10 protein-coding genes are annotated in these 12868 nt (G+C 69.0%); all 10 read right to left on the bottom strand.

Annotation, left to right across the window (positions count from 1 at the left end; translation table 11 throughout):
* Positions 1 to 9: 9 nt before the first annotated feature.
* On the bottom strand, positions 10 to 732 hold the full coding sequence (locus F6W70_RS03540; protein ID WP_151485929.1) for a FadR/GntR family transcriptional regulator: 723 nt from the start codon (positions 730 to 732) through the stop codon (positions 10 to 12).
* Between the two features lie 160 nt (positions 733 to 892).
* Positions 893 to 1546, bottom strand: coding sequence for a thymidine kinase (locus F6W70_RS03535; protein WP_151485928.1), 654 nt, complete (start codon positions 1544 to 1546; stop codon positions 893 to 895).
* Between the two features lie 9 nt (positions 1547 to 1555).
* A complete protein-coding gene (gene mqo, locus F6W70_RS03530) occupies positions 1556 to 2986 on the bottom strand; it encodes a malate dehydrogenase (quinone) (RefSeq protein WP_229778826.1) in 1431 nt (476 codons plus the stop codon).
* A gap of 125 nt (positions 2987 to 3111) precedes the next feature.
* Positions 3112 to 4182, bottom strand: a complete 1071-nt coding sequence (locus F6W70_RS03525) for an aspartate-semialdehyde dehydrogenase (protein WP_055865326.1) — start codon at positions 4180 to 4182, stop codon at positions 3112 to 3114.
* A 181-nt stretch (positions 4183 to 4363) separates the two neighbouring features.
* Entirely contained in the window at positions 4364 to 5644 is a 1281-nt protein-coding gene (locus tag F6W70_RS03520) for an aspartate kinase (RefSeq protein WP_031205603.1), read from the bottom strand.
* A gap of 128 nt (positions 5645 to 5772) precedes the next feature.
* Positions 5773 to 6690, bottom strand: coding sequence for a DMT family transporter (locus F6W70_RS03515; RefSeq protein ID WP_055865328.1), 918 nt, complete (start codon positions 6688 to 6690; stop codon positions 5773 to 5775).
* Entirely contained in the window at positions 6687 to 7280 is a 594-nt protein-coding gene (gene recR, locus F6W70_RS03510; RefSeq protein WP_017829084.1) for a recombination mediator RecR, read from the bottom strand. Before recR ends, F6W70_RS03515 begins: the two co-directional genes overlap by 4 nt.
* Positions 7280 to 9559, bottom strand: coding sequence for a DNA polymerase III subunit gamma and tau (locus F6W70_RS03505; protein WP_151485927.1), 2280 nt, complete (start codon positions 9557 to 9559; stop codon positions 7280 to 7282). The genes recR and F6W70_RS03505 overlap by 1 nt, the downstream gene beginning before the upstream one ends.
* A 45-nt stretch (positions 9560 to 9604) precedes the next feature.
* On the bottom strand, positions 9605 to 12109 hold the full coding sequence (locus F6W70_RS03500) for a glycoside hydrolase family 65 protein (protein ID WP_055865336.1): 2505 nt from the start codon (positions 12107 to 12109) through the stop codon (positions 9605 to 9607).
* Complete coding sequence (locus tag F6W70_RS03495) at positions 12106 to 12864, bottom strand: HAD-IA family hydrolase (RefSeq protein WP_151485926.1); 759 nt, start codon at positions 12862 to 12864, stop codon at positions 12106 to 12108. Before F6W70_RS03495 ends, F6W70_RS03500 begins: the two co-directional genes overlap by 4 nt.
* Between the last annotated feature and the right edge of the window lie 4 nt (positions 12865 to 12868).

Here is a 12868-nt window from a genome sequence, read left to right as displayed (position 1 = left end):
ATGTGCCTCTCAGGTCTGGGGGTGGGTGTCACGGGTGAGCCCCGCGGACGTGTAGTAGCCGGTGATGTGGGTATGGACCAGCGCGCGCGCGGCTTCGACGTCGGCGGCATCGATGGCGGCGACGAGGGCGCGGTGCTCGGAGCGGAGACGAGTCGCCATCGCTTCCCAGTCCGGGATCGCGGAGACTCCCGCCTGCACATAGGACTCGATCGAGGAACGAAGACCCGCCATCATCGCGGCGATGACCGTGTTGCCGCTGGCTTCGGCGAGGGCGAGATGCAGCTGAGCGTCGAGGGCGAGGAACTCCGCCGGGGCGAGGCCTCGAGCATCCATCGCCTCGAGCAGTTCGTGGGCGCGGCTCGTGTCGCGGTCGGACGCCGCAGCCAGCACCTGGACGACCGCGTCTTCGAGCACCAGACGTGTGCGTACGACATCGTCCAGAGGGAAGCCCTGAGCCGCGACCTGCAGCCGCAACAGCGCCGACATGCCCCCGGTGGGCGTGGCGATGACGATGGCGCCCGACTGCGGGCCTGAGCCGGTCGCGGTGCGGATGAGTCCCATCACCTCGAGGACGCGGAACGCCTCCCGAACACTGGATCGGCCGACGCCGAGCTCGGTGGCCAGATCCCGCTCGGAGGGCAGCCGGTCGCCCGGGCCGAGGCGGGCATCGAGGAGGTCGCCTTCGATGTGCTCGAGCACGAGTCGCCATGCGCGCGCCGGCTGTTCCGCCATCGATCCTCCTGTGGTCTGACCACAGAGTATCGCCTGTGGTCAGACCACGCAAACAGGCGCCAGAAGAGCCGCCCCTCGCGGGAGCCACGAGGGAGCACCTTCAGCGCGCGCGACGAAAGGCGCTCTTCCTGGAGCGTAGAGAGATGAGCCGGGCGGCGTCTCAGCCCAGGCGCCCGCCGGACTCTTCGAGGTAGCAGGTGCCGCACAGCGACTCATAGGTGGTCAGCTCGGGCGAGGCCGAGCCGGTGGTGCCCTCGTCGATCGCGACCTGGTCGCCGTCGAACACGAAGCGCCCGCCGACCACGCGACCGTTGAACACGGCCTTGCGTCCGCAGCGGCAGATGGTCTTGAGCTCCTCGAGGGAGTGCGCGATCGCGAGCAGGCGCGCGGACCCGGGGAACGCGTGCGTGAGGAAGTCGTTGCGGATGCCGTACGCGATGACCGGGATTCCGTCGACCACCGCGATGCGGAAGAGGTCGTCGACCTGCGACGGTGTGAGGAACTGGGCCTCATCGATCAGCAGGCAGGCCACGTCGATCGGGCCTTCGGGGAGCAGCTCGTCATCCGACGTGTGCTGCATGCGTCCTCGATGAGTGGCGAAGATCACGCGGGCATCGTCGTCGGGAGCGATGAGGAAATCGACCTGGCGCGTCACGCCCAGTCGACTCTCGATCTCTGACGCTCCTTTGGTGTCGATCGCCGGCTTCGCCAGCAGCACCCGCTGTCCGCGCTCTTCGTAGTTGTAGGCGGCCTGCAGCAATGCCGTCGACTTGCCCGAGTTCATCGCGCCGTAGCGGAAGTAGAGCTTCGCCACGGTGCCGGCTCAGACGTTGATGCCGAGTGCGGCTGCGGTCGCTTCGGTCGACTTCTCCGCGAGTGCCGCGTCCTCGTTCAGCTTCTCGCCGAAGGTGGGGATCAGCGCGCGCAGCTCGGGCTCCCAGCCCGGGTACTCCGCGGGGAAGCACTTCTTGAGCAGATCGAGCATGATCGGGACGGCGGTCGAGGCACCGGGAGAGGCGCCCAGCAGACCGGCGATCGACCCGTCGGACGCGGCGACGACCTCGGTGCCGAACTGCAGGATGCCACCCTTCTTCGGGTCTTTCTTCATGACCTGAGCACGCTGACCGGCGTCGATGAGGGTCCAGTCCTCATCCTTCGCGGTCGGCATGAAGGTGCGCAGGCTGTCGACCTTCTTGGCGTGGTTCTTCAGCAGCTCGCTGACGAGGTAGGTGATGAGGTCGGGGTTCTTCACCGCCACCTGCAGCATCGGCAGCAGGTTGTGCGGGCGCACCTGGGTGACGATGTCGAGCATCGACCCGTTCTTCAGGAACTTGGGGCTGAAGGTCGCGAACGGCCCGAACATGAGGGAGGCCTCGCCGTCGACGACACGAGTGTCGAGGTGCGGAACCGACATGGGCGGAGCACCGACGGACGCCTGCGAGTACACCTTCGCCTTGTGCTGAGCGACGACGGTCGGGTTCGTGGTCTTGAGGAACTGTCCGCCGATGGGGAAGACGCCGTAGCCCTTGATCTCGGGGATGCCGGAGTTCTGCAGCAGCTTGAGCGCCCAGCCGCCGGCCCCGACGAACACGAAGCGCGCCTTGACCTCGTTCGGGGTGTGCCCGATGCGGTTGCGGTACTTGACCAGCCAGGTGCCGTCCTTCTGCTTCTTCAGGCTGCGCACCTCGTGGTTCGTGCGCAGCGTGACGCCGGAGTCGGTCAGGTGGTCGAAGAGCTGGTTGGTGAGGGCGCCGAAGTCGACGTCGGTGCCGGCGGGGACGCGGGTCGCGGCGAACGGCTCACCCTTGACGCGCTGCTGCATGAGCAGCGGCGCCCACTTGTTGATGACGCGGGAGTCCTCGCTGTACTCGATACCGGCGAACAGCGGCTGCTTCTTGAGCACCTCGTAGCGGTTCCTGAGGTACGCGACATCCTTCTCGCCGCGCACGAACGTCATGTGCGGCGTCGCGTTGATGAAGGTCGACGGCGCGTCGAGCACACCCTTCTCCACGAGCGACGACCAGAACTGACGGCTCTGCTGGAACTGCTCGTTGATCGAGACCGCCTTGGCCGGGTCGAGCGGAGCGTCTCCCTGCTGCGGCATGTAGTTCAACTCGCACAGCGCAGCGTGCCCCGTGCCGGCGTTGTTCCACGGATTCGAGCTCTCCTGAGCCACCTCGGAGAGTCGCTCGAAGGCGACGATCTTCCACTCCGGCTGCAGCTCGTGCAGGAGAGTACCCAGGGTGGCGCTCATGATGCCACCGCCGATCAGGACGACATCGACGTTTTCAGTCACCCAACCAGTCTAGTTCGCGGGCGCGTCGTCGCAGACCATGCGGGCCTGCTGCGCCAGACCGCTTCCGCATCGCGGGCATACCGTCAGGCTATGACCGCCAGGCGCTCAGCCAGGATCTCGGCGATCTGCACGGCGTTCAGCGCGGCGCCCTTGCGCAGGTTGTCGTTGCTCAGGAAGAGCACGAGTCCCTTACCCTCGGGTGCGGACTGGTCGGCGCGGATGCGACCGACGAAGCTCGGGTCCTTGCCGGCAGCCTGCAGCGGCGTGGGAACCTCGTCGAGGACGACACCGGGGGCCGCGCTCAGCACCTCCCTGGCACGCTCGGGAGTGATGTCACGCGCGAATTCGACGTTGATCGAGAGCGAGTGGCCGGTGAAGACCGGGACTCGCACGCAGGTGCCGGCCACGCGGAGGCCGGGGAGTTCGAGGATCTTGCGGCTCTCGTTGCGGAGCTTCTTCTCCTCGTCGGTCTCGTTGTCGCCGTCGTCGACCAGGTTGCCGGCGAAGGGGATCACGTCGAACGCGATCGGGGCGATGTACTTCTCAGGTTCGGGGAAATCGACCGCGGATCCGTCGTGCACGAGACGGAGGGTGTCGCCCTGGGCGAGCACACCCTCGACCTGGCCGAGCAGCTCCTGAGCGCCGGCGAGTCCCGAGCCGGACACGGCCTGGTAGGTCGACACGATCAGACGCTCGAGGCCGGCCTCGGCGTGCAGCGCCTTCAGCACCGGCATCGCGGCCATCGTGGTGCAGTTCGGGTTCGCGATGATGCCCTTGGGGCGCTCGTCGATCGCGTGCGGGTTCACCTCGCTGACCACGAGCGGAACCTCGGGGTCCATGCGCCAGGCACTGGAGTTGTCGACGACCACGGCACCGGCAGCGGCGAAGCGCGGCGCATAGGCGCGGCTCGCCGTGGCTCCCGCCGAGAACAGGGCGATGTCGATGCCCGTGGCATCCGCCGTCTCGACGTCTTCGACGATGACGGTCGCGCCGCCGAACTCGATGGCCGTGCCGGCGGAGCGCGCGGAGGAGAACAGCCGCAGGTCGCGGATCGGGAACGACCGCTCGGCGAGAATCTCGCGCATGACGGTGCCCACCTGGCCGGTGGCGCCGACGATGGCGACGGAGAGTCCTGATTCGGAGATGCGGGTCATGATGTTCCTTGGCGTCGTGCGGTACTGCGTACGAGGCTTCGGGCGCGGCGTCGGGGTGCTGAGGCTGCGCCTGGCGCCGGTGTCAGGGTTTCGGTGAGTCTACCGTGCCCCCGACAGGCCGCCGGCCCTGCGCTGCCGGCTCTCGCACGGTCGGCAGGAAAACGGCGGCGAGCGGCAGAGATCAGCGGCCGGTGCCGGCGTGGACCGTGGCCTCGGCGTCGCCGTCGAGCCCGTAGGCCGTGTGCACGGTGCGTGCGGCCTCGGTCAGGTCGGTGTCGCGCAGCACCACGGAGATGCGGATCTCGGAGGTCGAGATCATCTCGATGTTGATGCCGCCGGCCGACAGCGCCTCGAAGAGGGTGGCGGAGACGCCCGAATGCGTGCGCATCCCCGCACCGACGACGGAGAGCTTGCCGATCTGGTCGTCGTGGATCAGGTTCTGGAATCCGACCTCGGTCTGCTCACCGGCGAGGGCCTTGAGAGCTCCCGCCGCATCGGCCTTGGGCACCGTGAAGGAGATGTCGGTGCGTCCGGTGGCAGAGACGTTCTGCACGATCATGTCGACGTTCGCGCCCGACTTGGCGACGATCTTGAAGATCTCGGCAGCCTTGCCCGGCACGTCGGGCACACCCGCGACGGTGATCTTGGCCTGGCTGAAGTCGGTGGCGACACCGGCGACGATCGGTTCTTCCATGACTGCTCCCTCGGCTTCGCGGGGGTTCTTCATACCCTCGCCCAGAACGTATGTGCCCTCGGCCGACGAGAAGGTCGACCGAGCGTGAATGAGGACGCCGTGACGGCGCGCGTACTCGACGGCGCGGATGTACAGCACCTTGGCGCCGTTGGCGGCGAGCTCGAGCATCTCCTCGCTGGAGACATGATCGAGCTTCTGCGCCTTGGGGATCACGCGCGGATCGGCGGTGAAGATGCCGTCGACGTCGCTGTAGATCTCGCACACGTCGGCGTCGAGCGCAGCGGCGAGGGCGACGGCCGTGGTGTCGGAGCCACCACGGCCGAGCGTGGTGATGTCGCGGGTGTCGCGGTTGAAGCCCTGGAAACCGGCGACGATCACGATCGCCCCCTCGTCGAGGGCTTCACGCAACCGCACGGGAGTGACGTCGACGATGCGAGCGGCCCCGTGCTGGGAGTCGGTGATCATGCCCGCCTGGCTGCCCGTGAAGGAGCGCGCTTCGAACCCCATCGAGTGGATCGCCATGGCCAGCAGCGCCATCGAGATGCGCTCTCCGCTGGAGAGGAGCATGTCGAGCTCGCGCGGGGCGGGGATCGGTGCGACCTCGTTCGCGAGGTCGAGCAGCTCGTCGGTGGTGTCGCCCATCGCGCTCACGGCGACGACCACGTCGTGGCCTGCACGACGCGTGTCGACGATGCGCTTGGCGACGCGTTTGATGCTCTCTGCGTCGGCGACGGACGAGCCGCCGTACTTCTGCACGATGAGGGCCACGATCACTCCCTGGGATGGTGGGCGGATCCGCCCACGCTCATTCTACGATCGGCGCGTATGCTCCGTTGCGCATGTGTCACCCGTCCGGTTGTCTGGCCTCGTCCGCGTGACCGGATGCGCGAGCGCGGCTAGAGGGCGGGCGGGAGCGCCTGGGCCGAGACCGGACGCAGTCGTCCGCCCGTGGCGGCGAACCAGCAGCCGATGATGATCAACGGGAAGCCGATCAGCAGGCCGGGGGTCAGGGGTTCGGCGAGGACGATCGCGCCGAGGATGATCGCGACCACCGGGTTCACGTAGGTGAACAGCGGTGCGCGCACCGGCCCCACCTCCCGGATGAGCGCGAAGAACGCCAGGAACGCCACCGCCGTGCAGATCACGGCGAGCGCGAGGAGCGCGGCGATCGAGGGCACGCTGGGCACCTGATGCTGGGTGAGCAGGCCGATCGGGAGGTAGAAGACGCCGATCATCAGAAGCGACAGGGTGATGGTGCCGAGCGAGGGCACATCGTTGAGCTTGCGCGCGACGATGAAGGGAGCGATCGCATACAGCACGGCGACCAGGAGCACCTCCCCCGCAGCGAGAAGACTGACCTCGCCGCCGAAGAGCCCGGGACCTGCGACCACGATCGCGACGCCGATGAAACCGATGAGCAGTCCGATCCCGCGGGCAGGCCGGAGCACTCCACGGTCGCCGCCGCCGAGGGCGATCAGTGCGGCGAACAGCGGAACGGTCGCCACGAGCAGACCGGTCATTCCCGAAGGCAGCGTCATCTCGGCGTGGCCGAGCAGCAGGAAGGGCCCGGCCATCTCGACCGCGCCGAAGGCGAGCACCCAGGGCCAGTGCTTCAGCGCGGCACGCAACGCGCCGCTGCGGATCGCGAACGGCAGCAGCAGCAGAGCGGCGATGAGCGTGCGCCCCGCCACGATCGCCGGGGGCGAGAACGACTCGACCGCGACACTGATGAACAGATACGGTACTCCCCACAGCAGCGCCATGGCTCCGAAGAGAAGCCAGCCGCGACGCGAGAAACCCGCGTTCGGGCTCACAGGATCCGTCGGCCCTCGAAGGCACGCCCGAGGGTGACCTCATCGGCGTACTCGAGGTCGCCGCCCACGGGCAGCCCGGAGGCGAGGCGGGAGACCGTGATCTGCATCGTCGTCAGCAGACGGCTGAGGTAGCTCGCAGTCGCCTCCCCCTCGAGGTTCGGGTTGGTGGCGAGGATGACCTCCTGCACCGTGCCGTCGGCGAGACGGGTCATGAGCTGGGCGATGCGCAGATCGTCCGGTCCGATGCCAGCGATGGGGCTGATGGCTCCGCCGAGCACGTGATAGAGGCCGCGGAACTCCCTGGTGCGCTCGATGGCCGCGACGTCTTTCGCGTCTTCGACCACACAGATCAGTGCCTGGCTGCGACGCGGGTCACGGCAGATGGCGCAGCGCTCCTGCTCGGCGACGTTGCCGCAGATCTCGCAGAACCGCACACGGATGCGGATCTCGCTGAGCAGCTCGGCAAGACGTGCGACGTCGAACGTCGGCGTCTGCAGGATATGGAAGGCGATCCGCTGGGCGGATTTCGGGCCGATGCCGGGGAGCCGACCGAACTCGTCGATCAGCTCCTGAACGATGCCGTCGTACATCAGGAGAACCTCGTCGGGGGCTCGTAGGGCTCTTCGCGCAAGAACGTCGCGCCGAGCACTTGGCGGATCACGGCCTCACCATAGCGCTGCACTCCCCCGACGGAGGGCGAGCGCTCGATGACGACCGGCGGAGCGGCCACGGCCGTGCGCTGCGTCTGCGGCGCGGACCGTTCGGGAGGAGAGTGGCGCGACACGGACGGCTCGGCCGGCGGCTCGTACGACGGGTCGTACGGAGGTTCGTCGTCATAGGCCGGAGCCTCGTCGTCGCCGGGCAGCGGGGGCTCGTCGCGGTCCACGACACCGTCCGCAGGGGGAACCGGAGCCGAGGCCGCAGCCTCCACCTCTTCGGGCTCCTCGTCGACGGGAAGGGGCGCCGAAGGAGCCGGGGCGTCGCGCACCTGCTCCTCGTGCGCGGTCGGGATCGGTGCGACGGCCCACTCCGTCACCGACGATGCGGATGCGCCACGGACCTGCGAACGAGGAGACCCCGCTGACGCAGGCTCCGATGCGGGGGCGGAATCGGCCGGTGTCGATGCGCCGGACGATGCAGGCTGGCGCGGAGCGCCCCCGGCGGGCATCGGCGCGGGAAGGTACTTCACCCGCACGCCGAGCTCGTTCTCGATCGCCGAGCGCAGGTGATCGGACGGGCCTGAGCCCGGAGTCGTCCCCTTGAACTTCGCGACGTCGTGCTGGCTGGTGAACCCGAGCGTCAGCACCTCGGTCTCGGTGACGTACGCCAGCGGCTGCACGGCCGTGGCCAGGAGCCAGGATGTGCGGCTGATGCTCTCGAGCCGCGTGAGAACCGCCGGCCAGGCAGCCCGGACACGCTCGAACGTGACCGGTCCCTGCGGGGCGGCCGGCTCGGCGGGAGCGGCCTCCGGCGCGGTGGTCTCACTCGCCGGCTCGGCGACGGGACTCTGCGCGGCGACAGGACTCTGCGCGGCGACAGGACTCTGATCGGCGACAGGGCTCTGCTCGGGAGCAGGGCTCGGTTCTGCGGCGGGGCTCTGCGCGCCCGCGCCACTCGGTGCGGCCGGTGCGGATGCCGCGGCAGCAGGAGCGGAGACCGTCGGGGCGGGAGCGGAGACCGTCGGGGCGGCCTGACGAACGGGGGCCACCGCACGCTCGCCCGCGGGGGCAGGCGCCACGGCTGCAGCCTCGGTCGCGCCGGCGAGGACGCGCGCGACCATGAGCTCGAGGTGCAGGCGCGGCGATGTGGCACCCGACATGTCGTCGAGGGCCGCACTCACCACGTCGGCCGTGCGCGAGAGCCGCGCGGAGCCGAACACGTCGGCCTGGGTGCGCATGCGCTCCAGGTCGTCTTCCGCGATACCGCGCAGAACGGCCGAGGCACCGGGACCGACCGCGGCGATCACGATGAGGTCGCGCAGGCGCTCGAGCAGGTCGTCGACGAAACGGCGAGGGTCTTGCCCGGTCTGCACCACGCGGTCGATCGCGGGGAACGCGGCTGCCGCATCTCCTGCGGCGAGCGCGTCGACGATCTCGTCGAGGAGGGCGCCGTGCGTGTAGCCGAGCAGGGAGACGGCGCGCGCGTAGCCGACGGTGACGGTCTCGGATCCGGCAGGTGCGTCGGAGCCGGCGATCAGCTGGTCGAGCAGCGAGAGCGTGTCACGGGGCGAGCCGCCACCGGCGCGGACCACGAGCGGGAGGACACCCTGTTCGACGATCACGCCCTCTTCGGCGCACAGCTTGGCGACGTACTCGAGCATCGCGGCCGGCGGCACGAGCCGGAACGGATAGTGGTGCGTGCGGGAGCGGATGGTGCCGAGCACCTTCTCTGGCTCGGTGGTCGCGAAGATGAACTTGACGTGCTCCGGCGGCTCTTCGACGAGCTTCAGCAGTGCGTTGAAGCCCTGCGGCGTCACCATGTGCGCCTCATCGAGGATGAAGATCTTGTACCGGTCGCGGCTGGGGGCGAACGTCGCCCGCTCGCGCAGGTCGCGTGCGTCGTCGACGCCGTTGTGGCTCGCCGCGTCGATCTCGACGACATCGAGCGATCCACCGCCGGCGCGTGAGAGCTCGACGCAGCTGGGGCAGACGCCGCAGGGCACGTCTGTCGGCCCCTCGGCGCAGTTCAGGCAGCGCGCCAGGATGCGCGCTGACGTGGTCTTTCCGCACCCGCGAGGCCCGGAGAACAGGTAGGCATGTCCGACCCGGTCACCGCGCAGCGCCGTCATGAGCGGATCGGTCACCTGGGACTGCCCGATCATCTCGCCGAACGTCTCGGGTCGGTAGCGGCGGTAGAGGGCTGTGGTCACCTCAACAGCCTACGGCGTGCCACCGACCTTCGGCGGGCCCGAGCGTCAGTCGATCGCTTCGATCACCGGGATCGTCGTCGTGATCACGGGAACGGACGCCGACATGCGCGTGCCGTCCTCGCGTCGGGCGTCGGCGAACTGCCGGAGCGTCGGGCGACCGGGGATCAGCGGACCCTGATCGGCGAGCGGCACGACGACCTCGTCCTCGACCGTCGCGATGTACGAGGCCTCCCGCACGCTGAACGGCACCGGGGGGCCGCTGCGCACCTGCACGCGCAGCTCGTCCTTCGTCACCGTCACGTGCAGAGTCGATCCCTGCCACTGGAGCGGGAACGACAGCGACGGCCAGCTCGCCGGCAGTCGCGGGTCGAAGCTCAGGTCGCCTGCGTAGTCGCGCATGCCGCCGAAGCCGCACACCAGGGCCGTCCACACCCCGCCGGCGGAGGCGACGTGCACGCCGTCCGCCGCGTTGTGGTGCAGATCATGCAGGTCGACGAACAGCGACTGCTCGAAGTACTTCTGCGCGAGGTCCTGGTAGCCGACCTCGGCCGCGAGGATCGACTGCACGACCGCCGACAGGGTCGAGTCGCCCGTGGTCAGCGGGTCGTAGTAGTCGAAGTCGGCCTTCTTCTCCTCGGGCGTGAAGTGGTTGCCCTGCAGGAACAGCGCGAGCACGACATCGGCCTGCTTGAGCACCTGGAACCGGTAGATCACCAGCGGGTGGAAGTGCAGCAGGAGCGGTCGCTGCTCGGCGGGTGTGTTGGCCAGATCCCACACCTCGCGCTCGAGGAACAGGGAGTCCTGCGGATGGATGCCGAGCCCCTCGCTGTACGGGATGTACATGGCCTCTGCGGCGCGGTCCCACGCTTCGGCCTCGCCCGGACCGAGGCCGGTGCGGTCGACAAGCTTCACGTAGTCGTCAGGGTGGCTCTCCTTGATCTCGCGCACGATCTTGGCCGCGTAGCGCAGGTTGTAGCGCGCCATCACGTTCGTGTAGAGATTGTCGTTCACGACGGTCGTGTACTCATCCGGCCCGGTGACGCCGTGGATGTGGAAGGTCTCGATCCCGTCTCCCGGCGCTCCCTCGACGAGACGCGAGGCACGCCAGAAGCCGAGGGTCGCCCACAGCCGCGCCGTCTCGATCGCGATGTCGGCGCCCTCGCGCCGCAGGAACTCCTCGTCGCCCGTCGCGCGCACGTACTTGCCCAGCGCGAAGCTGATGTCGGCGTTGATGTGGTACTGCGCGGTACCGGCGGCGTAGTAGGCCGAGGCCTCCTCGCCGTTGATGGAGCGCCAGGGGAACAGCGCCCCCGCCTCGTTGAGCTGCGATGCCCGTCGACGCGCCGCCGGGAGCATGCGCACCCGTGCACGCAGCGCGTTGTACGCCCATCGCGGTGACGTGTATGTCAGGAACGGGAGCACGTAGATCTCGGTGTCCCAGAAGTAGTGCCCGCTGTACCCCGAACCGGAGACGCCCTTGGCGGGGACTCCGGCCCCGTCGGCGCGCGCCGACGCCTGGGCGAGCTGGAACAGGCACCAGCGCGTGGCCTGCTGCAGATCGTCGCGTCCGCCGATCTGCACGTCGCTGCGCTCCCAGAACGCGTCGAGCCACTCCCGCTGACGGCGGAACACGGTCTCGACGCCCTCGTCCGCCGCGCGGTCGAGGGAGCGGCGGCAGCGATCGACCAGCTCACGCGGAGGCACGCCTCGTGACGTGTGGTAGCTCACGAGCTTGGTGACCGTGATCGGCACCCCGGCCTTCGCCTGCACGCGGAACACGTTCTTGGCGATGTCGGCCTCGATGAGCGTGCGGGCGTTGTACTCGTTCTCGGTCTCGACGACGTGATCGGCGACCACGGCGACGGTCATCCCCGAGTCGGCGACACGGTACGACAGGGCCGAGCGCAGCCCGTCCTGCCAGTGCTCAGCGGGCTCCAGAACGCGATCGGCGATCTTCTCGGCCTTGCGCGGGTCGAATGCCGCGGCCTTCGTGCCGATCGGTGTGCCCGCATAGACACCGGCACCGTCCTGCCGGTTGAGCAGCTGGCAGCTGATCGTGACCGGGGCATCGGAGTTCTCCACCACGACCTCGAGCCGCAGCACCGCGAGGTGGCGCTCCTCGAAGCTCACGATGCGCTCGTCGCGCATGCGCACACGCTTTCCCGACGGGGTCTCCCAGACCACGAGGCGCTCCAGCACACCGGTGCGCAGATCGAGCGTGCGCCGGTACTCGCGCACGTCGGCGTCGTCGAGCGAGACGGGCTCGTCGTCGACGTACACGCGCATGACCTTCGCGTCGGGGGCGTTGACGATCGTCTGCCCGACCTCCGCGAAGCCGTAGGCCTGCTCGGCGTGACGGATCGGCCAGGTCTCGTGCAGGCCGTTGATGAACGTCCCGTGCTCCTGAGCGCCGCGGCCCTCGATGTGGTTGCCGCGCAGGCCGAGGTAGCCGTTACCGACGGAGAACAGCGTCTCGCCGACGCCCTCCTCCGAGTAGTGCGTGTCGATCAGACGCCACGGGTCGACGGGGAAGCGGTCGCGGTCGATCATGCGGTCTCCGGGATGTCGTTGCGGGAAGCGGGAAGGAACACGTCGAGGTCGTCGACCACGACGGTGGCGCCGGCGGCACGCAGGGCGTCGGCGCCCGCACCGCGGTCGACGCCGACCACGGTCGCGAAGCCGGCTGCGGCTGCGGATGCGGCGCCGGAGGTGGCGTCCTCGACGGCGACGGCACGTGCCGGGTCGACCCCGAGGGCTGCGGCACCGGCGGCGAACATGTCGGCCGCGGGCTTGGAGGCGAGTCCGTCGCGTTCGGCGACGACGCCGTCGACCACGATCCGGAAGAAGGAGCGCAGGCCCGCGGCCCCCAGCACCTCTTCGGCGTTCTTGGAGCTCGACACCACGCCGAGCGGGATGCCCACGGCGTGCAGGCTCTCGACGAGCGCGAGCGAGCCGGGGTACGGCGCGATCCCCTGAGCGCGCAGAGACGCGGCGAACGCAGCGTTCTTGCGGTTGCCGATGCCGCAGACGGTCTCGGCGGTCGGCTCGTCGTCGACATCGCCCCAGGGCAGCTCAACGTTGCGGCTGCGCATCAGGCTCGCGACACCGTCGTAGCGCTTCTTGCCGTCGACGTAGTCGTAATAGTCGGCGTCGGTGTAGGGCACCGTGATGCCCCATCGCGCGAACACATCGTCGAAGACGGCCTTCCAGGCACGCATGTGCACCTCGGCCGTCGGGGTGAGCACGCCGTCGAGGTCGAAGAGCACGCCGTCGGCGTGGAACAGGTCGGGCAGTGCTTCAGGCACAGAG

It is taken from the genome of Microbacterium maritypicum (genome assembly GCF_008868125.1).
Lineage (GTDB): Bacteria > Actinomycetota > Actinomycetes > Actinomycetales > Microbacteriaceae > Microbacterium > Microbacterium maritypicum.
This window is presented reverse-complemented; position numbering and strand designations above follow the sequence as displayed.

What these genes read in the sequence shown, in the direction of transcription:
- F6W70_RS03540 (WP_151485929.1), bottom strand. Translation starts at nt 732, where the DNA reads ATGGCGGAACAGCCGGCGCGCGCATGGCGACTCGTGCTCGAGCACATC.
- mqo (WP_229778826.1), bottom strand. Translation starts at nt 2,986, where the DNA reads ATGAGCGCCACCCTGGGTACTCTCCTGCACGAGCTGCAGCCGGAGTGG.
- F6W70_RS03525 (WP_055865326.1), bottom strand. Translation starts at nt 4,182, where the DNA reads ATGACCCGCATCTCCGAATCAGGACTCTCCGTCGCCATCGTCGGCGCC.
- recR (WP_017829084.1), bottom strand. Translation starts at nt 7,280, where the DNA reads ATGTACGACGGCATCGTTCAGGAGCTGATCGACGAGTTCGGTCGGCTC.
- F6W70_RS03500 (WP_055865336.1), bottom strand. Translation starts at nt 12,109, where the DNA reads ATGATCGACCGCGACCGCTTCCCCGTCGACCCGTGGCGTCTGATCGAC.